The following is a 24,757-nucleotide window of genomic DNA, read 5'->3' as shown; positions in this document are numbered from 1 at the left end:
GTAAGCAGTAAGCAGTAAGCAGTAAGCAGTAAGCAGTAAGCAGTAAGCAGTAAGCAGTAAGCAGTAAGCAGTAAGCAGTAAGCAAATGATCATTTGCTCGTTGAGGGTCAAAGTATAATTTCAAAATTCGCTATAAATAATGGTTTATACAACACTAAACTCAATCAAATGTAGGTTGCGCTTTAGCGAAACAAAGCTTTTAAATTGACGCCATAAATAACGTCCTACAAAACTACAAATAGAGCACTTCATTGCAGCGGCTGAAATTGCCCATTTCACCTTGCGCAAAAGTAACCTTGCTTAGCAACGTATATTTTGCACGATTGTAGGCGCTGACTTTATGTCACGCACAAAAAAGCGTGGGATAAACTACAAATAGAGTACTGCATTGCGTCGGCTGAAATTGCTCATTTCACCTTGCGCAAAAGTAACCTTGCTTAGCAACGTATATTTTGCACGATTGTAGGCGCTTTTTTATGTCACGTACAAAAAAGCGCGGGGTAAACCCGCGCCTACATATATTCACTGCCCATAATTGGCTGACTAGTTACGTTTAGCTAATAGCTTTCAAATCTTTGAAATTCACCCGACATAAAGTCGGTGCTACCGAAAGCTTCGATTGTAGACGCTGACTTTATGTCACGCACAAAAAAGCGCGGGGTAAACCCGCGCCTACATATATTCACTGCCTGCAACTCGCTAACTCGTTGCATTTAGCTTTCAAACCTTAGAAGTGAACCTGAATACCCGCAAATGGGCCTGATGCTTCTAAATCAGTGCTGATGTCATCTACATCATCTAACTCAATAATAAATGAACGATAGCCAGCACGGATTGCTACATCAACCGCTAGATTGTCAATCACTTCCCAAGCGATACCTACTTGGTAATCTTGAATTTTGCTATCGTCGATTGCCAATAAATTACCTTCTGCAAAAACGCTCAAACCAGTTAATGGTAAGCCTACTTCACCACGAAGATAACCTAGTGGAATTGGCGCCGAAAAATCAATCGATTCAGTTCTTGATTGACCTTCAACTGTACCAGAAACTGTTGCGTCACCATCAAAATGTTTTACCGTTACACCGAAATCAATTGACACTAAATCATTGTCAAATAATTCGTAATATAGTGTGTAGTCAATATGACTGAAGTCAGTCATTAGTTGTGCATCTGTGTTTACGGTGAAGTTTTGGCCATCGAACTCAAATGTTTCATTTAGAGTTGTGTTACCTTCAAGCTCTAATTGTGTGTACTTCAGCTTAATATTTGGAATTAACGGCACTGGGTGCTCGAACGCTGCATAGTAGCTTGAGAATGTCTTATCTTCAAAGTTGAAATTTTCTGCCTGACCTTTACCTGCAAAACTACCTGAGTTTTCACTCTGCCAGCCGTCAGCCCCTACATATAAACCTAACAACATATCTGCTTTTGCAACTGGTGCTAAGAAAGCCATTGATAATGCTGCAGCTAAACAGTACTTTTTCATTTTTTATCCTTGCGCTAGAAGTTCACTGAGTTCAATAAGAGCTGCATTTGCTCTTGATATATAGTTTGCCATTACCAGCGAGTGGTTAGCAACAAAACCAAAGCCATTACCGTTTAAAATCATTGGACTCCACACGGTTTCTTGCGTTGACTCAAGCTCGCGAATAATTTGCTGTAAACTAACTTTAGCATTCTTTTTCTCAAGTACATCAGCAAAATCATGTTCTACTGCTTTTAAAAAGTGCAATAATGCCCAAGTTGCGCCGCGCGACTCATAAAAAACATCGTCAATTTTCCACCATGATGTTTTCACTACATGATGACTAGGTGCACTGGTCGCTTGGTTTGCAGCTGAGTCGCCAGCAAGATCTGTATTAACTCTATCTTGCCCTACACTAGCGCTTAATCTTTGACTTAAGCTACCCAAACGTTTTTCAGCTTCTTTTAACCAGCCGCGTAGATTATCTGCACGAGCATAAAACTGACTCTCTCTATCTTGAGGGTTCGCAATCTGCGCGCGGTACAGCTTTAACTGCTCAATCCCCACTTGATACTCGCCTTCTGCACTTGGCCAAATCCAAGCTGTTGAGCTGATGTTAAACTGTGGCTGAGCTTTTTTAAGTGCTGGGTGTTCTGTAGATTGAGATTGAGATCGGCTGAAGTCTTTTCGCATCGACAGAGCCAAGTCTCGTACCATTTCAAGGGCACCATACTCCCACGCTGGCATATTATCCATTAATACGCTCGGTGGCATTTTATCATTTGATAAATATCCACCTGGCTTATTTAGTAAGGTCTCACTTACTTCAATAAGCGCTGTTGACGTGACATAACCAGGTACTAATTTAACTTGTTGCTGCTCAGCAGTTTGCTTTGCCTTTTCAACGACATTGAATGCTGCTGGCTCAAAGCTCCAGTAGACCGCGATTAAGTAGCCGATTACAACTAAACCAGCTAACCCGCCTGCAATTTTTCCTAAATGCTGTTGCATAAACCCTCCTTAATGGTGGTTATGATGAGAATTTTTTGGCTTTTCAAAAGTATCTTTCAAAGATACGACTTCTACAAAACTATACAATCTGTCGCCGTTATCAAAATATAACGTCAACTTGCGCTTTTCACCGACTTTTAATTTATGCTCAGGCTCAAAAGCCATTAAATGAAAACCACCCGGTTGAAACACAATTTGCTGATTCGCTGGTAATTCAACTGATTCGACTCTTTGCATGCGCATCATGCCATTCTTGTGCACATGCTCATGGATCTCAACACGCCCAATACCACGGATCGTTGCTTTCTTAAGAAAAACCGATTTATCCATTGGGTTATGAATAGTGAAATAAGCTGCAGTTGATTTTGCCGCTGGTAAGAATGTACGAATTTGAGCATCTGTCACCATGAGTTCTTTTTGTACGTGACTATGGTCGTGGCTGTGGCCTTCGTGTGCCTGCGATAAACCAGAAAGTAATAGTGCCGCAGCCAGAGAAAGGGTTCTTAAAAACATGCTTATTCCTTTGAAAAAGTTTAACTTGCAACATCATAGCATGAAAAATCAAGAAACCGCTTTGATCTAGTAGAGATCTAATATACTGCTGTCTCTTCCTTAAGTAACCACGCCAGCCCAACAAGCATCAGCAAAGGTAATGCAATAAAGATAGAATTAAATAACAATGCTAACACTAGCCCAATGAGCACCACTAACACTAACCCTATTACACCCACACTAACCAAAGCCACCAGCGCGATCACAGCAATAATGCCAATCAATAACGCGAATAGCTCAATTCCGACCCAGCTTATTTCCCCAATGAATTCAGGCATCGCAAAGAACATAACAGGTGTTTGAACCCAGCTTAATGCGCTAATAAATAGTAATGCTGCTAATAAAATCAATGCTGTTTTCATAATTACCTCCTACGCCTTTACAACTTAATATCTAGCTATTACTGCTTTGGCCACAGCACAGCGCATAATCCGTATGCCATCACAGTCATCATTGGAAACTTTAAAAATACCAACAAAGTTAATACTCGAGTTAGCCATACTGGTAGATCAAAACGTTCTGCTAGCCCAGCACATACGCCTGCAATTTTCTTTCGCGCTAAAATACGACGACATGTTTTCGTTGTTTGTTGCATATTCATAACCTTACTCCTGAAAAATTAGAGAGGCGCCTCGTTGCGCCGAGCCTGTCAAAACGAATTAATACCTAGCAAACTTTTGCTTACTACGCAGAAGTTGATGCTTCTGAAGCTTGCTTTCCTGACACTTTTTGCTTCAGTGCAGCCAGCTCTTCACTCAGCTTTTCGTCTTGCTCCATTTGTTTGAATTCTTGATAAACATCATTTTTACCAATATCGTAGCTTTCAACTTGTGCTTCGATACGCTCCACTTTCTGTTCTAGTTGTGAAAAGCGTGCGCAAACATTTTGTACTTCTTCACTATTTAACGTGCTACGTACTTTTAATCTTGCTACTGCACTATTTTGTGCTCTGTAAAATTGCTGCTGTTTTGCTTTTACCTCAGCAATTTTATTACTTAGCCTAGCGGCATCTTCATTCAACTTGTGTAGCGTATCTTCTAATTGTGCCGCTTGCTTTTGGTTTTCTTCCTGAGCGTCTACAAGCTTTTGCTTTTCGATAAGTGCCGATTTTGCTAGATCATCACGACCTTTACTTACCGCTAGCTCTGCTTGCTGCTGCCAACGTTCGATACCTTTTACAAAGTCATCATGCTGGCGAGATAAGCCTTTCTGCTCTGCGATGATCTGTGCAGCAGTTGAACGACACTCAGCCAAGGCATCTTGTAACTCACTCTCAATCTGCGCAGTCATTTTTTGTGGATCTTCTGCTTTGTCTAAAAACGCATTAATTTCTGATTTAATAAGATCTTCAATTCTGTCGATTAAGGCCATGTTCTGCTCCTATGCATTTGGCAATTGGGTTACTAAAGCTATTCCAATCTTTGTGCCAAAAGATAAAAGCAAATAAAAACATAAACTTAATGATTTTTGAGAGTTTTTATATAAGAGACAAATTTCATGATTTCGTTAAATAAACTAAAAAGTAGTCAATTTAGTCAGTGGGGAGTAGTTAGCGAGTTGCGAGTTATCAGGATAAACCTAAATTTTTGTCACCCTGAATTTATTTCAGGGTCTATCTTATCAATAATGGATCCTGACCTTCGCCAGGATGACAATCCAACAACAGAAAAATCTAGACATGTAGACGCGGGTTTATCCCGCGTACTTTTACACGAAACTTAAAGTCATCGAATATAAAAACAAAGAAGCCGCTGATTTAGCGGCTTCTTTTAACACTTTCAAAGACTAAACTTACAGTTCAGGCACGAACGTCAGTGCTTTTTCCATTACTTCAATACCAGAACCTTTTTTATGGCCATTTTCTGATAAATGACGTCGATACCCTCTCGCACCCGGCTGGTTTTGGAAAATACCTAACATGTGGCGAGCAATATGCCAGAAATTCGCGCCTTGACTCATTTGCGCTTCAAAGTAATCATACATGCTGCGAACCACTTCATGGCGCGTTTGTGTAAACGCTTCACCACCGTACAACAACTCATCAACCTGCGATAACATAAATGGGTTACTGTAAGCTTCACGACCGACCATAACACCATCAATATGCGTTAAGTGATGCTGACATTCTTCAATGGTTTTAACGCCACCATTAATACTAATGTGTAAATCTGGGTAATCTTTTTTCAACTGGTACACACGCGGATAATCAAGCGGTGGGATCTCACGGTTTTCTTTTGGACTTAATCCCTGTAACCAAGCCTTACGCGCATGGATGATAAAATCATCACAACCCACATCTTTAACCGCTTCAATCAACGTGGTTAAAAACTCATAGCTATCTTGCTCATCTATACCGATACGTGTTTTTACTGTAACAGGCACATCTGTTTGCGCTTTCATCGCAGCAACACACTCAGCCACTAGCTGCGGCTCAGCCATTAAACACGCACCAAAGCGACCGTTTTGAACACGATCAGACGGACAACCTACATTTAGGTTAATCTCGCTATAACCATATTCATCGGCTTTCTTCGCGCACTTTGCCAATGCTTCAGGATCTGAGCCACCTAGTTGCAGCGCCAAAGGTAACTCATGTTCACCAAACGCCAAATAATCACCTTTACCAAACAAAATGGCACCGGTTGTGATCATTTCTGTATACAGCACCGCATGTTTAGACAATTTTCTGTGGAAAGTTCTGCAATGACGGTCAGTCCAATCCAGCATGGGTGCAACAGAAAAACGGCGGTCTAGTGCTTGAGTCGTCACAAATTACCTCTAACTATATGATCTTAATGCAAAGCATTGGCAGCTTTGATTGTATAAGGTTTGAATTAGGCAGAGCCTAAAATTAGCAGCAAATTATACCATTCATTAACAGATATAAAAACGGCCACATAATGTGGCCGTTTTAGAATATATGATATGACTATCGTAAAAATTAATACCCGTTAGGATTATTGCTTTGCCAGCGCCAAGTATCTTCCATCATTTCATCGATGCCACGCTCTGCTTGCCAACCTAGCTCACTGAGGGCCTTTTCTGGTGCAGCGTAACACGCTGCGATGTCACCTGGGCGACGCGGTTTAACTTCGTAAGGAACTGGCTTGTTGGCCGCTTTTTCAAAAGCGGTGACCATTTCGAATACTGAGTAGCCGTTACCTGTACCTAGGTTGTAGATATGTGCGCCTGCTTCTGCATTGATTTTATTTAACGCCTTTAAATGACCAATAGCTAAATCGACAACATGAATATAGTCACGAACACCAGTGCCATCTTTGGTATCGTAGTCGTCACCAAAAACACCTAGTTGTGACAATTTACCTACTGCTACCTGTGAAATGTAAGGCAGTAAGTTATTTGGAATACCATTTGGATCTTCACCAATGCGACCAGACTTATGTGCGCCGACTGGATTGAAATAACGTAAAATTGCAAACGCCCAACGTGGGTCAGATTTGGCAACATCTTGTAGTACCATTTCAACCATCAGCTTAGACGTGCCATAAGGGTTAGTAGTACCACCCACCGGGAAGTCTTCACGAATAGGTAAGCTTGCAGGGTCACCATAAACGGTAGCTGATGAGCTAAATACCAACTTAAACACGCCTGCATCACGCATAGCATCGAGTAAGCTGAGCGTACCTTGTACGTTATTTTGATAATACTCTATTGGCTTTTGAACCGACTCTCCCACCGCTTTTAAACCAGCAAAGTGGATTACTTGTTCAACACTGTGTTTCGCAAATACCGAATCTAAAAATGCTTTATCTAAGATATCACCTTGGTAAAAAGTAGCTTCTTTACCTGTGATCTCGGCAACCCGCTTCAATGATTCTGACGATGAATTACTTAAGTTATCGACAACAATCACTTCGTCGCCTTGGTTTAGTAGTTCTAAAACCGTGTGTGAACCAATATAACCCGCACCACCTGTTACTAAAATTGCCATCACTAGCCCCTAAAAACTGTTTATCCTAAATATAATGGGTTAAATGTAACTAACATCAAAAAAGATTGCTGTGAGAATTACAATTTTTGACAAACAAATGCCATTTTACCTTGTTTGTAACTCAATCGTGTAATTTGTGAATCACAATATGAAGTAAAGTTATGCCACTGAGACACTTGCTTTGGCTGCTCAATATTGCGTGTATAAATGCGGTTATCAATGGCATAAGCAACGGTATCTGAATCAATCCAAGTGTAATCTCGTACTTGCTTTGGCATCACAAAGTGTTGTTTAACTTGCTGCGTTTTAGGTGAGAAAGTCGCAAACCAATGCTGGTTACCTTCTTGATATGTAAACGAGTAAAGCGAACGTTTTTCGTTATACGCCAAACTCCTGCCAATATCACCCGCAACTACTTTCGGTAAGTGACCGGTTAAGTCTGTATATTGAAGAGTATGCGGCTCTCCGAGGATAAACATCACTAAATCTTCAGTCTTACCCCATGCGTGGTAACCAACAGGTTCAATATGGTCGAAAATGCGTTTAGGTGCTTGGCTTTTATCGAATGGATAAAACCATAGCTTCTGTTTACCATCAGCTTCAACAACAATGCTAGATAAACCCGCTTCATGGGGATATAACGTCGGTGAGTACTCAGAAACCGGTGAATTCGTTAAATTCTCTGCGCTGGCTTTATTAAAGTCATAAAAGAATAAGTCCATCTGGCTTTTATCACCGTCACCGACTGATTGCGTAAAATAGATGCCGTCTTCTGTCACTAGGGGTTGATTGTGGTAACCCTTTGCACCCGTGATTGGTTTCACCTTAATGTCATTTTCAAGTTCTGTCGCCAAATAAATCTGGCTACTGGGGAAGGTATTTGCAAATACTGAACCGGCGAAAACTAAACTGCAACTGACAGCTAAAGCCATTTTTTTATACATGGACATCCCTTAATTGGTCATGCTTTTTTATTGCTCTTTTTTAGTAAATGAGCGGCGTTATGCCTCTATCATAACGAGGCTTTTGCATTTCACCAAAAACAAAACACAACCATAGCACTCTAAGAGCACTGAATTTGAAATGCTTGCTATCTCTTAACCTTCAGGTAACATCAAACGGGTAAATCACCTATTTGCGCTTATAATTAGAATCATTAGCAGGTTAATATGTCTCAAAAACACCCGATCATTGCGATAACAGGTAGCTCAGGTGCTGGCACTACCACTACCACCAATGCAATTAAACATATTTTCCGCAGCCTTGAGGCTAATGCAGCTTTTGTAGAGGGCGATAGTTTTCATCGTTTCACTCGCCCAGAAATGGACAAGCTTAAGCGAGAAGCGCTTCAAGAAGGCAAACATATCAGTTACTTTGGCCAAGAGGCCAATGACTTTGCCGGTCTTGAAACCTTGTTTGCAGAATATGGTGAGCATGGCACGGGTAAATTAAGACGCTATTTACACACCTTTGATGAAGCTGTGCCTTATAACCAACTCCCCGGCACCTTCACCCCCTATCAAGATTTAGAGCCTAATTCTGACATGTTGTTTTACGAAGGGTTACATGGTGGTGTAGTCACTGATGAACACGACGTTGCTAAGCATGTTGATTTACTAATTGGCATGGTGCCTATTGTTAACCTTGAGTGGATCCAAAAAATGATCCGCGATACTAATGAACGCGGCCATTCTCGTGAAGCTGTGATGACCTCAATTGTTCGAAGTATGGATGATTACATTACCCATATTACGCCACAGTTTTCTCGCACACACATTAACTTTCAGCGCGTACCAACCGTTGATACCTCAAACCCATTTAGCGCGAAAGATATTCCTTCTCTCGATGAAAGCTTTGTGGTTATTCGCTTTCGTGGCATCGATAACGTAGATTTTCCTTATTACTTGCAAATGATCGATGGCAGCTTTATGTCTCGAGTCAATACTTTGGTTGTTCCAGGAGGAAAGATGGGTCTAGCGATGGAATTAGTCTTAACCCCGCTGATAAAAGATCTACTGGTAAAAAAACGGGCATTGGAGAATATGGCACCGGTTGATTTACCGATCTAAGGAGCTGTTTAACTATTCATTATTTCTAACATTTAAAACATAGTTAAGACGCTCATAAAACATTAGACTAGTTGCTCAACTGATAAAAGGAGCACGGGATAATGCCTTCTTTAAAAATACTTGTTGGCTCACAAAATCCGGTCAAAGTGGCCGCTGCCAAAGAAATTTTCACACAATACTTTCCTGAGCACACGCTTGATTGCCAAGGTATGCATGCCCCAAGTGGCGTACCCGATCAACCTTTAGGAGAAGACGATACTCGCATTGGTGCTGAAAACCGCGTTAAACATCTTATAAAACATCATCAGGCAGATTTTTACTGCGCAATGGAAGGCGGCGCAAATCAGTTTAGCTACGGCCCTGCCACCTTTGCTTTTGTGGTAATTTCAAATGGAGAACACACCAGCATAGGTCGAAGTTGCAACTTGCCGCTACCACAATCGGTTTACGATAAGCTACTGGCGGGTGAAGAGTTAGGTCATGTAATGGATGATTTATTTAATACTGAAAACATCAAGCAAAAAGGCGGTGCGATTGGTTTACTAACCAATCATCTAGCAACGCGCGAAAGTAGCTATACACAGGCTTTATTACTTGCGATGGCGCCATTTAACCACCCTGAACTCTACAATAAGTGATAGCACAATGCAGTATACACATATTTTATTTGATGCCGACGAAACCCTATTTAGCTTTAACGCCTATCTAGGTTTGAAAACCATGTTATTAAACTATGGTGTTGAATTCAGTGAGCAAGATTATCAAGGATATAAAGACGATAACGCAGCGCTTTGGGTGCAATATCAAAATGATGAGATTAGCGCTGAAACGTTGCAAGTCACACGCTTCAAAAAGCTAGCGACAGAGTTAAACGTTAATCCTCAAGAATTAAACGACGCATTTTTGGATGCCATGGCGGAGATATGTCAGCCTTTGTTAGGCGCTAAAGCCCTGCTTGAGTCATTACATGGCAAAGTGAAACTTGGGATCATCACCAATGGTTTTACCAAGTTGCAGCAAAAACGTTTAGCCCATACTGGCTTTGCCGATTACTTTGAAGCTTTGATCATTTCAGAGCAAATTGGTAAAGCAAAACCGGCACCTGAACCTTTCGCCGCAGCATTAGCAAAACTGGGTAATCCAGATAAAAGTAAAGTGCTGATGGTGGGTGATACCTTAGAAAGCGATGTGCTAGGTGCAAACCGTTTTGGCATAGATAGCTGTTGGTTACAACACGCGGGTGTTGAAGGTAAAGAAGGTATTAAACCAACCTATACGGTTAGTTCTTTGTATGAATTGGCAGAGTTATTAGCTGATAAAATTGCTGCATAGATTAATATTTGCCATTGTCGCCATAAATGACGACCTACATTAAAAGACCGATGTAAAATCTCGCCGACTATAGAAAGGTTTGTTTTAAATGTAGGCCGCGGCTTTAGCCCGACAAATTATATCGGGATAAATCAAATATTAACGTTGCCAATGACGACACAAAAAAAGCACGATACCAATCGTGCTTTTTCGTGAAGTTGATTTGTCTATTAAAGGCTACGCTGTCGTAGCACTTCAAATAAACAAATTCCCGTTGCTACTGATACGTTCAAACTTGATACCGTACCAACCATTGGGATTTTAACTAACACGTCGCAATGCTCGCGCGTTAAGCGGCGCATACCGTCACCTTCAGCACCCATAACAATGGCCATCGGACCAGTTAAGTTGGCATCGAATACATGGGTATCGGTTTCGCCTGCGGTGCCGACTACCCATACACCTGCTTCTTTAATGTCACGTAATGTACGCGCCAGGTTAGTTACTTGAATAAGTGGTACGGTTTCCGCTGCACCACAAGCAACTTTACGGGCTGTACCGTTAAGCTTTGCAGACTTATCTTTTGGCACAATCACGCCATGCACACCAGCTGCATCAGCGCTACGCAAACATGCACCTAGATTATGTGGATCAGTAACACCATCTAATACTAAAAAGAAAGGTGTTGCTTCACGGGCAATGATCTCATCAAGGTCTTTTTCGCTATACTGACGCGCGGGTTTTACGCGTGCCATGATACCTTGGTGCTGTTCACCATTGGCTTTGTTATCTAACGCTTTACGCTGCATAAATTGCACTGAAATGCCAAATTTACGCGCTTCATTAATTACAGGATTCAAACGCTTATCTTCACGACCTTTTAATGCAAAGATCTCTAAAAAGCGCTCAGGTTCATTCGCTAAAATTGCTTCGATAGAATGAAAACCAAAAATTAATTCACTGCTCACTGTCTCTATTCTCCTGCGCTCGGTTTCGTGCGTTTGCGGGCATTTTTACCTGGACGCGTTTTCTTTGCTTTGGTCTTTTTAGACTTTTTAGCACCCGTTGGGTTATCAAGTGCTGTCTTCTTAGCTTTTTTTAGTTTGCCTTTAGGCGTCGTCTTTTTGCCTTTTTTAGGCTTTTTACCTTGTTCGTTACGTTTTGAGCTGCGCTTGGCATCATGGCTCTCGCCTCGAGTTTCACTCGCTTGCTCACCCGACTTAGTCGATTTACCCGGGATTTTACCTGCTTTGAGCTGCTCTCGCACGCTTGGTTTACGACTCGGTTTATCTGTCGAGCGACTTGTTGAAGGCTTAGCTCTTCGGCGCGCATAGCGGTCTTGCACTAATTCACCCGCAAGCACTAGATTGATACGGCGCTCGTCTAAACTGACTGACGACACTTGCACTTGTAACTTGTCGCCTAAACGATAAACCTGATGACTGTGCTCACCCACAAGGCAATGTTTCGCACCATCAAAATGGAAGAACTCATTACCCAGTGTCGACACATGGATCATGCCATCGATTTGTAACTCATCTAGGCGAACGAATAAGCCAAAATTAGTTACTGATGAAACGACACCGCTAAACTCACTGCCGACATGATCTTGCATAAACTCACATTTCAGCCAGTCGGCTACTTCGCGAGTCGCATCGTCTGCACGACGCTCAGTCATTGAACATTGTTCGCCCAGTTGATCGGCTTCATCATTTTCATAGGCATATTCGCCAGATGTTTGCTGACCTTGAGATGCTAAAATAGCTTTGATCGCGCGGTGCACAACCAGATCAGGATAACGACGGATTGGCGAAGTAAAATGCGCATAGGCTTTTAACGCCAAACCATAGTGACCGATGTTATCAGGCTGATAAACCGCTTGTTTCATTGAGCGGAGTAACATGGTTTGAATAAGCTCTTGCTCTGGACGCTCACCCAATTGTGCAAGTGCTTCGGTCAGCTCTAATGGAGATGGGTCATTAGCAAGATTACTTTCAATAACCAAGTCATTTAAAAACTGTCTAAAGTGGCTCAGCTTTTCTTGATCAGGCTCGTCATGCACACGGTACAGTGCTGGCGCTTCATACTTTTCAAGCAATTTAGCTGCAGCGACGTTTGCTAAGATCATGCACTCTTCAATGAGTTTGTGTGCATCGTTACGAACAACAGGTACGATTGATTCAATCTTACGATGTGCGTTAAACACAAAACGCGTTTCAACCGTTTCAAACTCAATCGCCCCGCGCTGCTGGCGAGAAGACTTAAGCGCCATATACATTTGGTGCAAATCAGTGAGATGCGGCACTTGCTCTGCATATTGCTCACGTAGCGCTTCGTCGCCTTGCAAAATGCTGTGTACTTTGGTGTAAGTTAATCGTGCATGTGAATTCATCACCGCTTCGTAAAAACGATAACCTGATAAATTACCGGCTTCTGACACAGTAATTTCTGCGACCATACATAGACGGTCTACTTTAGGATTCAGTGAACACAGGCCATTTGATAACACTTTTGGCAACATAGGGATCACTTGCTCAGGGAAATACACTGAGTTACCGCGCTCTATCGCTTCTTTATCTAGCGGACTGCCTTTTGGTACATAGTGCGAGACATCAGCAATCGCGACCCATAAACGCCAGCCACCTGACTTTTTACGTTCACAGTAAACTGCATCATCAAAATCTCGGGCATCTTCACCATCTATGGTCACTAGCGGTAAGTGACGTAAATCGACACGCCCTTTTTTATCTGCTTCTTCTACAAATTCGCCGTGCTTTGCAACTTGATCAACGACTTTGTCAGGCCATTCATGGGGAATATCATGATTACGAAGTGCCACTTCGATTTCCATGCCCGGCGCCATATGGTCACCCAGTACATCAGTCACACGACCTACTGCATTCATTTGACGACTTGGACGCTGTGTGATCTCGACTTGTACCATTTGGTTGTGACGCGCACCACCTTCGGAGCCTGGCAGAATAATAATATCTTGCGTGATCCTTGGATCTTCTGGCACCACCACCGCAGAGCCATACTCCACGAAATAACGGCCAATAATCGGCGCGCGCTCACTCTCTAGCACACGAACAATACGCGCTTCGACTTTACCGCCACTGCCGCGACTGGCCGCTTTTGCAAGTACGATATCGCCGTGTAATACCGAGTTCATTTGGTGCTTAGCAATAAACCAATCTTTTGGCTCACCTTCAACGACTAAAAAGCCAAAACCATCACGATGCCCAATCACACGACCTTTCACTAACCCATCGTCAGTTGGGATCACGTAGCGCTTAAATTTATTAAAATGCAGCTGACCGTCACGCTCCATTGCACGCAAGCGACGCTTAAATGCAATTTGTCGGTCTTCTTCAAATACATTCAAACTGCTACAAAGATGGCTAAACGTCGTGGCTTTCGCTGGGGCTTTTTTGATGTGCTCTAAAATAAACTCGCGGCTTGGTACCGGGTTATCGTATTTTTCTTGCTCTCGTTGGAGATGGGGATCCTGTTTTGTCATTCACTGCTATTTTCGAATAAAGTTACCTCTATTCTAACGCACTTCTGAATAATGACCTAACTATCAAGATGAAGCTTTTATAAACAATTTAGTTTGAAGCGAAAATAACGAGGTTTTTGCTATGAAACTGGTTAGGAGAGATGGTATCTACAAGTTTTAACTGTAGGTCGCGGCTTTAGCACGACAAAGCACAGAACCTAAATTCAAGTTGTCGCCGTGAACGGCGACCTACAAAAAAGGCCGCAATTAAGCGGCCAATCAGAGAGTCTTTACCTACTTTAGAATTTACCCACTATGTTGATAAACCAGCCTTTTGAGTCGTAGTCTAGATCTGTAAGATCATCAGAGAAGTCGGTAAAGTTGTAGCCCACACCTAACTTCATGTGTTCACCAATGTGGCGGTGAATGCCAATTAATGCGCCTTCGCGTTGATCTTGTGCCAAGTCTACGGCTAGGCGGCGCCATTCTAATGTGGCATCCCAGTTGTGTTGTAAATGGTAATCAGCTCTGAACACTTGGAGTGATGCGGTTGAGTCGAACCATGGGCTGTTGCCATCACGCATACGCATTTCACCATGACGCTCAGCGAGTTTAGTACCGAAACGCCATTTAGATGTGAACTGATAATTCACATCCACCGCCCAAACTAGGCTGCGTTGCTGTGGTGTGTTATCAAGGCCAATACCATTTAACTGCCCAGCCGGAGCTAAGTCTTCAAGATAAGTCACTGACGCAAGTCCCGACCAAGGGCTCGCTTTTAATGGTCGATATGCAACTCCAAACTGTGCTTCAGTAAAGTCGCTATTCAGCGCGCCCACTTCAGCTTGTTGAGATGAATCACTCTTCGCCCAATCAAAGCGTAGTTGTGCGCGCCAATCTTCGTTTAAGTTGGCACGTAAGTTTTGACGCGTTAACCAAGACGTGCGAGTTTGTGTGCTGTCTTGATCTTCACGATATTCAATGGCACTGCGCCACTGGAAAATCGGCGAAGTATAACTAATTGAAAGCCCTGTACCGTCACGCTGCACTTTACTGGTGTCACTTTCTAGCTCACCCGTCTCAAAGTTCACCCCCACCAGCCAACGACTATTGATTTGATGATCAATACCGTAAGCGTGAGTTAGTCCTTGCTGTTGCGCTTGTGATTGCCATAATTGCTCGGCATACATGCTAGTGCTGTCGTTAAAGCGATGTTTAGCACCCGTTACCCAATTTTTCTGCTTGCCTTGCGTAATCATGCCGCCATCCGGGTCATCACTAAAATCTACATAAAGATTACTTTCTGGCGCATAGTCGTAGCTGACCCCGACTTTTCCGGCCAAGCCCAAATTACCGTCAGAGATTTCACCATTGAGAGCCAGCTTTTCAGTCAGCTGAATTTCACCACCTAAGCCGACGCGATTATTACGCAATCTGCTCGACTCACTATTCAAAGTGGCTTGTACAAAACCATAGGCATGCCAATCAGTTGCACCTTGGTAATCAAGTTGTACAACCGCATCGGTGCGCGCGCCTTGATCTAGGTTGAGCGGTGAAGGCATTGAATTAGCCAGCGCCTGTAATGGCTCTCTATCATCGTGGCGAATCCCCGCGGTTGCTTGCCAATTGTCATTTACCTGATGAGCGACATTCACTTCAACCGCTTGACGCTGTTCTAGCGTTTGTTGTTTATTTTGATCGGCTTTGACGATTAACTGAGTGTCATCACTGAGCCCAAACTCGCCTTTAATACCCGCAAGCGTGGTACCGGTGCGACTAGTTTGGCCTACGCCCGAGAAGCCCGCTTGCATTTTCTGCCAATAGAATTGCAGACGCGATGCCTCTTCTGCCTCATCATTATTTTGAGTAAATAAGTCGGCCAAAGAGAATGCCGCTTCAATGCGCTGGGCATTGGCTTTTACTGGTAACATGCCCGATTGCACCGGATTAAAATTCATGCCGCCATTAAATGAGTTCAGTGTTTCGCCAATGCCTTCTGATTGGGCGACTTCAACTTTTACATAGCTGTGCTCGCTCAGTCGGTAAGTAGCATCTAGTGCATATAAGCTGTCATCATGACTATCAAGTTGTTGCTCGCTCAGTGTCGCGCCGACTTTGACTTGCTCGGTCAGCCAATGACTAACACGCGCACCGTAAGATAGATTGTCGAGCTCATCAAAGCCTGGGGTAAATTCGTATTGCGCCGTTAAGAATACCGGGTTGGCATCCATGGCTGCTGCGCGTACCACCAGATCGTCTTGTTCGAATGACGACAGCGGGCGATTAAGAATAACTCGGCCTTGCAGCGCATCAATGTCGTAATCTTGCCCTGCCATCAGCGAGCGCCTGACTAGCACTAAGCCTGAGGTTTTGTCACGTACTTCAATAGCAAGCTGCTCTGAGCCGCGCACAATATCTTGATGCTGTAAGTAATAGAGTGAGCCGCCTGTCGCGCGATGAGATTCAAACGCCGGCATAGTTTCAGCTTGGGCTACAAACACTTGTGCTTGAGTGCTTGCATCCATAAAGCTGGTTTTTGCTTCGCTCTGATACTGAGTTTGTAAACCGTATAAGCCGCGCTCAACACGCGCTAGTTCAGTGTCTTGGATCTTAGTAAAGAAGTTACCCCACATTACGTGTGAGTCATCTTTGGCGACTTTTAAATACACTTTACCGTTTGAAGGCGCATCATCTTGCACCACTGAATCGTCGCCATATTCGGCTGGGTGTTGCTCTTCTTCTAAGCGACGGAACAGGCTATTCGGGTCTTTTTCATGTAACCCTGAGAGCAATTTATTGACTGGCTGCTCTTGGGTGTCCACCCGTGCAGTGATCTTGTATTCGTCACGCCATTTACCTGTGATGTAACCGGCTAAACGGCCCGTTGCGAATAAATTGCCATCTTTGTTGTGATCGTTAGACAATAGCTCAACAGGCCCATTGTGACTGTTTTGACCCAGTGTCAGGTCGGCCATCGCCACATAAAACCAATCGCTTTCTGGCAGTTCCAAATCGCGGTGAATTAAGTGACCGTTGCCTTCACCATCAAGTACCGCTACTTCGGCACGATGAAAACCTGTATGGACAATTTGTTGATGTACAAACTTACGCTCACGGGTAATGGCGACGGTGCGCCCTAAGAAATACACGTTATGGCGATCTGGCACTTGCTCACCGTACAAAGTCAACATGCCGCCATTGAGCTTGATATTCTTTTGTGCAATCTGCGACTCGCCGTAGGCAGTCATCAAGTAGCCATCGACTTTGTCAGCTTCGACCGCAAAGCGTGGTCTAAAGTCCACTTGCTGCATTTGTGTATCGTCGTAGCGACCGTGTTTGTCGTAAACACGCAGGCGATACTGCAAACTCATACCTAGTAAGTTACCCGGTAGTCGCCATTTACCATTGTGGTTTTTGTCTAATTTAACCTTAGTTAAAATTGAACGACCATCCGGTGCCATAATCTGCACTTCGGCATAATCAATAAATGCATCGTAGTTGCTGTAACCACGCAAGTGCATCATCAAGGTATTGCCCGACTTAGTGAGTGCATGCTGCACACTCAAACGCGGAATAAGATTAATTGGATCGTATTTCAGTTGCAGCTGCATGTTGGCTAATGCAACGTCAGCACAACGTTGTTCATCGGCGTTATTACTGCTGTCTTGATCAGAAAACGCTTCACCATCTAATGTGATCATCATAGGTGCTGCATTAGCAAGCGCACCCTGACAAACCAGATCACGACTTGGCATGGCCCCCATGACTTCGCGGGTTTTGGTTTTTTCTTCAATGTAGACGGCAATGACTTCTACGCGGCGGTTTCTCGCCATCCCCTCAAGCGTACCGTTATCTGCGACAGGTTCGTGATTAGAGCGACCTTCTGTGGTGATCACCGACGGATCGAGTTCTAACTGCTGACGGAAGAACTCCGACACAATTTTCGCTCGGTGCTCAGACAGACCTTGGTTGGTTTTATAGATCTTTTTCGCTCTCGGACTTAAGCGCTGTGAATCGGCATGACCAATAAAATGAATACGCAGCTGCTTTTTACCACGTAAAAAATCCACAATACGATTCATTTCACGACGTGTTGAGCCGGTTAAGTAATGCTTGCCAGATACGAAGCGAATGGCCGACTCTTTCACAAACTCCGCTTTATGATCGCTTTGCTCAGTGTAATCTTCTTGCACCGTTTTAGGGGTCGGTGCGGCCAGACCATGAAATACAAAGTGCTTTTGTACTAACACTTGCTCGGTGTTTTTCGCCACCCCAGCTTTAGGTAATACGGGTTGCGCTTCCTCAGCCTGCGCATAAGCTGGCAGGCCCAAAACTAGCCCAAGCATAATTGGGCTCAATGAAGGTAATTTAGTCATGGCTTGTCTCCTTAGTGAGAGAAGACAAGGTAGGAATTGCTACTGGGGTCATTTCTGTTTCTATGGTTAGCTGTAATTCTCTTAGCTCAGCTTGTTCGCTTAGCCAGTGCTTTAAGTTATTCAGTTGTTGATCTGTCTGAAGTGACGGCTCGGCCTGATAAGCCACACGGATCACCGTTGGACGCGTATCTAGCGCATCGAGTAATGCCACTAACCGTGTTTCGTAATCATCCGCAAGTTGGTTTTCAACAAACGCGCTTGGTGTCAGTTGAATACGCGCCACTCGGTGAATGTTGGCAGCAAAATCAACTTGCTGTGATTTACCACGCGTTAAACGCACTACTCGTGGGTTTTCAGACACAATACGTACACCAGACGGTAAGCTGCGCTCATCGACCTTAACGATAAAGTTGCTACCACGTACCGCATTTGGAATATCGGCACAAGCTAAGTGATAACGACCATGCTCGTCTGTGGTGATCCACAAACCTTGCGCAGTGGCTAAACGCACTGCAAGTAGACCCTTTTCATCGCCATCTTGATAGCCATTGCGGTTGAGGTCATTAAATACTTTACCGCTCAAGTCACTACAGTCGAATACCGGATCTGGAATAACACGCACAGCAGCTGTGGCAATATTTGAAATACGCCAGCCGCTATCAAGTGAATGCTGACCACCAATAAACTCACTCCATGCTTGATTGATATAAGTGCCTTGGCTTACACCACTGCCCACCACAACCATCAGCTCGATGTTTACCACTTGCTCAGGAGCAAGGCTGTAACTGTGCCAACGTAGAACGCGACCAAGTACTTCAGGCTCTTTAGCAAAACCATCAACACGGGCACTACCCGGCACATATTTCAGGCCTGCTGGCAGTTGGTCGATTAAAGAAAGTGGCGCTAATGTCTCACTAGAGCGGTTCTTGTAGCTGATCTGATAAGGCACTAGCTCACCAATCACCACATCTTGTTTTAATGCCGTTTTACTTACCTGCACCATGTCATCGCCATACGGGTCGAGCGGAATATGGTTATTCACCACATTGCCTGACGGTAACTTAGGATCGATATAGAAACTCTGATAGTACTGAGTACTGGTGTTGTTTTGGGCGATCTGATCAGAATGCGTCACACACGCGCTCGGATCGTGAATTGGCGCATCTAACTGTGGTACCAACTCTTCAAAATGCACCAATATAGGTAACTCACTCGCACCTGCCGTTAAAGTGTTTTCACACACAGGGATCTGTGTTGATCCCCCCGCTAAGTAACCAACTGGCTCGGTAACTTCTAAGCGGTAAATACCCGTTGGTGCTTGTGCGAAGAATAAGAACTGATAGAAACCATCTTCTGCGGTCGTCTGTTCAACGTTCGCACTGCCCCCAACCAAGTGTAGATCTGGTTCAAAGCCTGCAGGACCGATGATCTTCACGATCGCACCTTGAATTGGCTTACGCGTTTGCGCATCGTACACCACGCCCGATGGATCGATAGGTAATGACTGGTTATCGACCTCTTCACCAGCACTTAAACGAAGATTTAAGATGGTGCCTTTTTCGCTTGATGCATCTGGATCATCAGTCACTGGTGTGCCGTAAATAACCCCACCTTGAGGGTGGCGGAAACGAATTTCATAGGTACCAACAGGTAAGCCCGCAAACGTATAGCGACCATTTTCATCCGAAGTCGTTGTCGCCAACGGCTCTTCGTCTAATGGATTTGCTTCACCCGTTTGCGGGTCAAGTAATAGCTCGACTATCCAACCCGACTGACCGTTGTTGTCATCTTTGGCGCGGTTATGGTTTTTATCGAGCCAAACTAGACCACTGATACTCGCAGGGTCCATCAGTTGCTCACCGAAGTTATAATCAACACCATGAGTAACATGCTCGGTGATCTGAATGTGCTTCAGCTCGTCATTTTGCTCTTGTACACCGCCAATACTACCGATGCTGTCTAGACCATCTTGAGTATTCTCAGGTTGTGTTTCGGTGATAGTAAAGCCTTCGCTACCACTCAGTGGCAGTTGCTTAAACTGATAACGACCATACCCGTCAGTCAGTACTTCACGTTGCACTGGCTGACCGTCTAAGTCGGTCCCCGAAATGACTAGCTGTGTATTCGCAAGACCCAGCTCATTACTTTCTTGGGTGCCGTTGTCATTTAAATCAACATAAACCGTACCGCTTAGATGACTACCACGTTCAGCAAAGTAGTAACCCGAGCCTTTTACGCCAAGCTCTAAGTTGATATTCGTAAAGGTGTCTTGACCAACTTCACCACCTAATGAACCAAGTTGCTCTTCACCGTCCAGCCATGCCGATGGTTGAGTTTGAGTAATGCTGTATTGGCCAGGACGAAGGTAGTCGAACAAGTATTCACCTTGCTCATCAGTGCGCACTGTCAGGTTCACTGCTTCACCCTCTAAGGTTGTGCCCTCTAGGGTGATCTCAACATTACCAACACGTAACTGTTCCGAGTCATTAAGCACACCATCTTCGTTGCTATCAACATATACAGCGCCTGCTAATGAGGCTCGAGGTAGCTCAGCAAAGTTATACATCCCGAAGGTTTGTAACTCTTTTAGCTCTACCGTAAAGATGTCATCGCGACCTTTCGAGTTGGCAAACACTTCTTCGTTAAGTGACTCAGAACCATCGATGTAATCGCTTGGCTGAGAGGTCTGCGAAATCGCATAACCTTGCTCATCACTCGGTGCAAGTTTTTCAAAACGATACTGACCGTTGTCGTCGGTAGTGGTGGTCATTTCAATCGACTGACCTCGGTAGTCATAGCCTGTTAGCTTGATTTCACTGTTGGCAATTGCAATCTCTGACATATCGTCTGCCAGCGTTAAAACACCTTGGTCTTGTTTATCAACAAACACATAGCCCATTACCGCAAGACCATACGCTTCTGTAAAGTCTATGTTGTTGATCTGCTGTGCTGATTTTAACGTGCCAACATAAATAACATCTGTTTGCGCTGAGTTTTCAACAACAACGCCGGCAATATAATCTAAGCCATCAAGATAGAACTCTGGTTGTGCTTGGCTTATCTGATATCCGTTGCCATCACTTGGTGGTAAGCCAGTAAACAGATATGCGCCATCAATATCAGTTTGAACCTGACGCTCTAGCGGCTGACCAAATAAGTCATTACCTTTTAGCGTTAATGGCACATAAGCAATTGCACGATCTGCATCATTTGCAAATGTACCGCTGTTATCACTATCGACATAAACATGACCGGCAATACTACCCGCTTCAAGTTCAGCAAAGGCAAGCCCTGTTCTTTGTTGTTCAGACGCAAGTGTGATGCTGATCTGATCGTTATTTTCAGCAAGTACTTCGCCTTGATCAGACTCTTTACCATCAAAGTAACCTTCTGGTTGAGACTGAGTTAATACATAACCTTGCGTGTCACTGGCAGCAAGCCCTTCGAACTTAACAATACCTTGCTCATTTGTTGACTGTTCAAGCGAAACCTCACGACCATAAATATCAGTCCCGACTAATCTCACTGTAACAGCGGATAGGCCCAGTTCAGTGTCACTTGGTACACCGTTTTGATCCGCATCTAGGTAAACCTGTGCAGCAATACTGCCTAATTCGTTAAATTGCTCAGTGAAAATCAGCGACGTTTGCTGCTGACCCGCATTCAGAACCAGATCAGAGAACAAATCATTTTGCTCTGAAATACGTTGCGTATTTAAGTAGTCAGCACCATCAATATACTGTGCAGGCTGTACTTGGCTTACTTGATAACCCGCAGCATCAGATGCATACAACTGCTCGAAGCTAAAGTCACCTTGCTCATCAGTCTGGGTAGTAAGCGATACGCTTTGACCTAATACATTTTGACCTGACAGCTCTATGGTTACTTGAGGTAACACGACGTCTTGTGCTTCAAATACACCATTTTGAGCAATATCCACAAACACGCGACCCGATATCTTAGCGGTGTTTTCAGGCAACTGCTCGGTTAGTAACAATGACGTACGTGACGCAGCAGTGATGGCAATATTTGCAATCACATCATCTGTTGAATCAACTTGCTTACCGTCTAGGTAATCAAGCCCGTCTAAGTAAGGCGCAACTTGTTGATGCGCGACTTGATAACCTTGATTATTTGATGCAAATAATTGAGTAAATTCAAAACGACCTTGTGCATCTGTCTGCACCGATAGAGACACATCACGCGCTAATAGATCTTTACCTGTTAAGGTGATCTGAGCATCAGTAATGGCGATATCCTGTTCATCGAAACGACCGTTCTGATCAACATCGACAATCAGTTGCCCAGTAATAACCCCTTCATTGGCAGGTAAGCGCTCTGTCATGTCATACACAACCGTCTCTTGTGACTCAAAACGAATACCATGGGTGTGCTCAGTATCAGGCTGCTTCGCTGTGCGTGCGCCATCTTGGTAATCAAAACCATCACGATATGGCGACACAAGTGCATGTGTGATCACATAACCTACGCTATCTGCTTCATGTAAGCGGGTAAATTCAAAGCCACCTTGAGCATCAGTTTGCGCAGTTTGATTGACGTCACGGCCATATTGATCTCGACCAGTAAGGGTCACAATTACCTGTGTTAATGCAGTGTCGCCTTTAGCAGCCTCTAATTGACCATCTTGCTCGGTATCAACAAACACAGAGCCACGGATCGTTTTAGCCCCATCGTTAGGTTGCTCAGTGAAGTCAATATTTGCTGTCAGCGTAGCCTCAGTTAGCTTCACGACAAGGGCGTTATTCCCTGCATCTAGCTGGGTTGTTGACCTTGCGATGGTTAAGTAATCAAGACCATTGATAAAGCCACCAGATCCCGCTGTAACTGTGTAGCCAGCATCATTCGCAGCAGTTAAGTTGGTGAAGTTAAATTGACCTAGCTCATTGGTTTGCGTCTGGAACGTTACGGTACGACCATAAATATCTCTACCTACAAGCGAGATTGACACAGCCGAAAGCGGTTTATCTAATTCAGCAGCTTCTAACTCACCATCTTGCTGAGCATCAAAGAATGCAAGGCCGGTAATACTACCTTCACCTGGTTTTGGTAATTCGGTGAAATCAACCGTTGCTTGCTCATTCGAACCGTTTAACTTTACTAGAACTGTATTATCAGACATGTCAGATATAGAAGTTACACCTGATGTGGTTAAGTAATCTTTACCATTCACATAACCGCCAGAACTTGCTTGAAGCTTATAACCTGAATCATTAGCCGCCGTTAAACCTGTGAATGTGTAAGTACCATCAGCTTGGGTTGTTTGAGTGCGTGATACAGAGCGGCCAAAGATGTCGTTACCTGTCAGCGTGACTGTAATGTTTTCTAGAACTTTATCTAGCTCTGCCGCTTCAAGCTCACCGTCTTGTTGCGTATCTAAGAACACGCGACCAGATATACGACGATCTTCATCAGCTAACATCTCTGTGAAATCAACGCCTGCCGTCTCTGTATTACCTAACAATGCCACAATGACTGAATTATTAGCTGTGTTTGAGGCTGTTTTCGCAGCACCCAAGATTAAATAATCTTGACCATTTAGTTGTTTAGAAATTCCTGATTGCGCGGCTGTTACCGTGTAACCCGCATCATTTGCTGCAGTTAAGCCAGTAAATGTGTAAGTACCGTCAACTTTGGTTGCTTGAGTGTGCGATACAGTGCGACCAAACTTGTCTTTACCTGTCAGCGTTATAGTGATGTTTTCTAAAGCTTTGTCTAGCTCAGCAACTTCAAGCTCACCGTCTTGTTGAGTATCTAAGAATACACGCCCAGATATGCTGCGCTGTTCTGGCTCTAACTGCTCGGTAAAGTCCACTGTTGCTGAGCGTGTATCAGCAGTTAAATCAACCACAACCGTATTACTTGCTGTTTGAGATTCTGTGCGACTTGCATCCACAACCAAGTAGTCTTTTCCATCGAGGTGGTTTGCAAGACCGGACTGTGTCGCTGTCACGCTGTAACCATCTTTGTTCGCCTCGGTTAAATCTGCAAACATGTACTGGCCGTTGATGTCTGTAGTGCGCGTTAGAGACACCATACGACTGAACTTATCTTTACCAGTTAAAGCCACGGTGATGTTTTCTAGTGCTTTATCTAGCTCGGCAGCTTCAAGCTCACCGTCTTGTAAAGTATCCAGGAAGACACGGCCAGATACTTCGTAATTAACTGGCTTCAGTTTTTCTGTGAAGTCTACAGTTGCTGATTGAGTTGCACCCGTTAAATCAACTTTTACGGCACTATTTACCGTGTTTGACTCAGTTCGGTTAGCACCAATAATCAGATAGTCTTTTCCGTTCTCATGAGCTGTATTGTCTGAGAAGGTTGCAGCAACTGAGTAACCATCTTTGTTTGCTTCGGTTAAATCTGCAAACGCGTATTGACCATTAACATCTGTAGTTCGCGTGAGTGACACGGCGCGGCCAAACTTGTCTTTACCAGTCAGTGTGACTGTGATGTTTTCAAGCACTTTGTCTAGTTCAGCAGCTTCTAGTTCGCCATCTT

16 protein-coding genes are annotated in these 24,757 nt (G+C 44.0%); 3 read left to right on the top strand and 13 right to left on the bottom strand.

Features of this window, described 5'->3' with window-relative positions:
- Positions 1–727 precede the first annotated feature (727 nt).
- The 9 genes from AC1HJP_RS20495 to AC1HJP_RS20455 all read right to left on the bottom strand — a co-directional run bounded on the left by AC1HJP_RS20495 (position 728) and on the right by AC1HJP_RS20455 (position 7,927).
- Positions 728–1,489, bottom strand: coding sequence for a TIGR04219 family outer membrane beta-barrel protein (locus AC1HJP_RS20495; RefSeq protein ID WP_421963496.1), 762 nt, complete (start codon positions 1,487–1,489; stop codon positions 728–730).
- Between the two features lie 3 nt (positions 1,490–1,492).
- Positions 1,493–2,479 carry a DUF2333 family protein gene (locus AC1HJP_RS20490; RefSeq protein WP_480363352.1) on the bottom strand — a complete coding sequence of 329 codons (987 nt, stop codon included), beginning with the start codon at positions 2,477–2,479 and terminating at the stop codon, positions 1,493–1,495.
- A 9-nt stretch (positions 2,480–2,488) separates the two neighbouring features.
- Positions 2,489–2,992, bottom strand: coding sequence for a copper chaperone PCu(A)C (locus tag AC1HJP_RS20485; RefSeq protein WP_480363351.1), 504 nt, complete (start codon positions 2,990–2,992; stop codon positions 2,489–2,491).
- Positions 2,993–3,069: 77 nt separating this feature from the next.
- Positions 3,070–3,393, bottom strand: coding sequence for a hypothetical protein (locus tag AC1HJP_RS20480; RefSeq protein ID WP_480363350.1), 324 nt, complete (start codon positions 3,391–3,393; stop codon positions 3,070–3,072).
- Between the two features lie 38 nt (positions 3,394–3,431).
- Positions 3,432–3,632 carry a PspC domain-containing protein gene (locus AC1HJP_RS20475; protein WP_390446544.1) on the bottom strand — a complete coding sequence of 67 codons (201 nt, stop codon included), beginning with the start codon at positions 3,630–3,632 and terminating at the stop codon, positions 3,432–3,434.
- Between the two features lie 83 nt (positions 3,633–3,715).
- Positions 3,716–4,402, bottom strand: coding sequence for a PspA/IM30 family protein (locus AC1HJP_RS20470; protein ID WP_480363349.1), 687 nt, complete (start codon positions 4,400–4,402; stop codon positions 3,716–3,718).
- Positions 4,403–4,822: 420 nt separating this feature from the next.
- Positions 4,823–5,800 (bottom strand): tRNA dihydrouridine(20/20a) synthase DusA, encoded by a 978-nt coding sequence (gene dusA / locus AC1HJP_RS20465; RefSeq protein WP_480363348.1) that lies wholly within the window; start codon positions 5,798–5,800, stop codon positions 4,823–4,825.
- A 172-nt stretch (positions 5,801–5,972) separates the two neighbouring features.
- Complete coding sequence (gene galE, locus AC1HJP_RS20460) at positions 5,973–6,983, bottom strand: UDP-glucose 4-epimerase GalE (RefSeq protein ID WP_480363347.1); 1,011 nt, start codon at positions 6,981–6,983, stop codon at positions 5,973–5,975.
- 77 nt (positions 6,984–7,060) lie between these two features.
- Positions 7,061–7,927 carry a hypothetical protein gene (locus AC1HJP_RS20455; RefSeq protein ID WP_480363346.1) on the bottom strand — a complete coding sequence of 289 codons (867 nt, stop codon included), beginning with the start codon at positions 7,925–7,927 and terminating at the stop codon, positions 7,061–7,063.
- 225 nt (positions 7,928–8,152) lie between these two features.
- Here AC1HJP_RS20455 and AC1HJP_RS20450 point away from each other — a divergent pair, with 225 nt between their 5' ends.
- From AC1HJP_RS20450 to yjjG, 3 genes are all read left to right on the top strand, one after another.
- Positions 8,153–9,052 carry a phosphoribulokinase gene (locus AC1HJP_RS20450; RefSeq protein WP_130255511.1) on the top strand — a complete coding sequence of 300 codons (900 nt, stop codon included), beginning with the start codon at positions 8,153–8,155 and terminating at the stop codon, positions 9,050–9,052.
- A gap of 101 nt (positions 9,053–9,153) precedes the next feature.
- A complete protein-coding gene (gene yjjX, locus AC1HJP_RS20445; protein ID WP_480363345.1) occupies positions 9,154–9,690 on the top strand; it encodes an inosine/xanthosine triphosphatase in 537 nt (178 codons plus the stop codon).
- A 7-nt stretch (positions 9,691–9,697) separates the two neighbouring features.
- Positions 9,698–10,384, top strand: a complete 687-nt coding sequence (yjjG, locus tag AC1HJP_RS20440; RefSeq protein ID WP_480363344.1) for a pyrimidine 5'-nucleotidase — start codon at positions 9,698–9,700, stop codon at positions 10,382–10,384.
- A gap of 209 nt (positions 10,385–10,593) precedes the next feature.
- Here the strand turns inward: yjjG and rlmB are convergent, their stop codons facing one another.
- The 4 genes from rlmB to AC1HJP_RS20420 form a co-directional block, all read right to left on the bottom strand.
- Positions 10,594–11,331 carry a 23S rRNA (guanosine(2251)-2'-O)-methyltransferase RlmB gene (gene rlmB / locus AC1HJP_RS20435; RefSeq protein ID WP_058028683.1) on the bottom strand — a complete coding sequence of 246 codons (738 nt, stop codon included), beginning with the start codon at positions 11,329–11,331 and terminating at the stop codon, positions 10,594–10,596.
- Between the two features lie 5 nt (positions 11,332–11,336).
- Positions 11,337–13,883: a ribonuclease R gene (rnr, locus tag AC1HJP_RS20430; RefSeq protein WP_480363343.1), complete on the bottom strand. Its 2,547-nt coding sequence runs from the start codon at positions 13,881–13,883 to the stop codon at positions 11,337–11,339.
- Positions 13,884–14,161: 278 nt separating this feature from the next.
- Positions 14,162–18,238, bottom strand: coding sequence for an OmpA family protein (locus AC1HJP_RS20425; RefSeq protein ID WP_480363342.1), 4,077 nt, complete (start codon positions 18,236–18,238; stop codon positions 14,162–14,164).
- Positions 18,231–24,757, bottom strand: a 6,527-nt coding sequence (locus AC1HJP_RS20420) for an SdrD B-like domain-containing protein (RefSeq protein WP_480363341.1), incomplete at its 5' end; no start/stop codon positions are given. The genes AC1HJP_RS20425 and AC1HJP_RS20420, both read right to left, overlap by 8 nt.

This window comes from Pseudoalteromonas sp. NFXS53 (assembly GCF_056629255.1).
The sequence above is the reverse complement of the archived record's forward strand: the minus strand, read 5'-3'. Positions and strand labels throughout refer to the sequence as shown.

Excerpts from the sequence above, each read along its gene's own strand:
- yjjG (WP_480363344.1), top strand. The coding sequence starts at position 9,698 with ATGCAGTATACACATATTTTATTTGATGCCGACGAAACCCTATTTAGC.
- AC1HJP_RS20480 (WP_480363350.1), bottom strand. The coding sequence starts at position 3,393 with ATGAAAACAGCATTGATTTTATTAGCAGCATTACTATTTATTAGCGCA.
- rnr (WP_480363343.1), bottom strand. The coding sequence starts at position 13,883 with ATGACAAAACAGGATCCCCATCTCCAACGAGAGCAAGAAAAATACGAT.
- galE (WP_480363347.1), bottom strand. The coding sequence starts at position 6,983 with ATGGCAATTTTAGTAACAGGTGGTGCGGGTTATATTGGTTCACACACG.
- AC1HJP_RS20455 (WP_480363346.1), bottom strand. The coding sequence starts at position 7,927 with ATGTATAAAAAAATGGCTTTAGCTGTCAGTTGCAGTTTAGTTTTCGCC.
- AC1HJP_RS20495 (WP_421963496.1), bottom strand. The coding sequence starts at position 1,489 with ATGAAAAAGTACTGTTTAGCTGCAGCATTATCAATGGCTTTCTTAGCA.
- AC1HJP_RS20470 (WP_480363349.1), bottom strand. The coding sequence starts at position 4,402 with ATGGCCTTAATCGACAGAATTGAAGATCTTATTAAATCAGAAATTAAT.
- AC1HJP_RS20485 (WP_480363351.1), bottom strand. The coding sequence starts at position 2,992 with ATGTTTTTAAGAACCCTTTCTCTGGCTGCGGCACTATTACTTTCTGGT.
- AC1HJP_RS20450 (WP_130255511.1), top strand. The coding sequence starts at position 8,153 with ATGTCTCAAAAACACCCGATCATTGCGATAACAGGTAGCTCAGGTGCT.
- yjjX (WP_480363345.1), top strand. The coding sequence starts at position 9,154 with ATGCCTTCTTTAAAAATACTTGTTGGCTCACAAAATCCGGTCAAAGTG.
- AC1HJP_RS20475 (WP_390446544.1), bottom strand. The coding sequence starts at position 3,632 with ATGAATATGCAACAAACAACGAAAACATGTCGTCGTATTTTAGCGCGA.
- AC1HJP_RS20490 (WP_480363352.1), bottom strand. The coding sequence starts at position 2,479 with ATGCAACAGCATTTAGGAAAAATTGCAGGCGGGTTAGCTGGTTTAGTT.
- AC1HJP_RS20425 (WP_480363342.1), bottom strand. The coding sequence starts at position 18,238 with ATGACTAAATTACCTTCATTGAGCCCAATTATGCTTGGGCTAGTTTTG.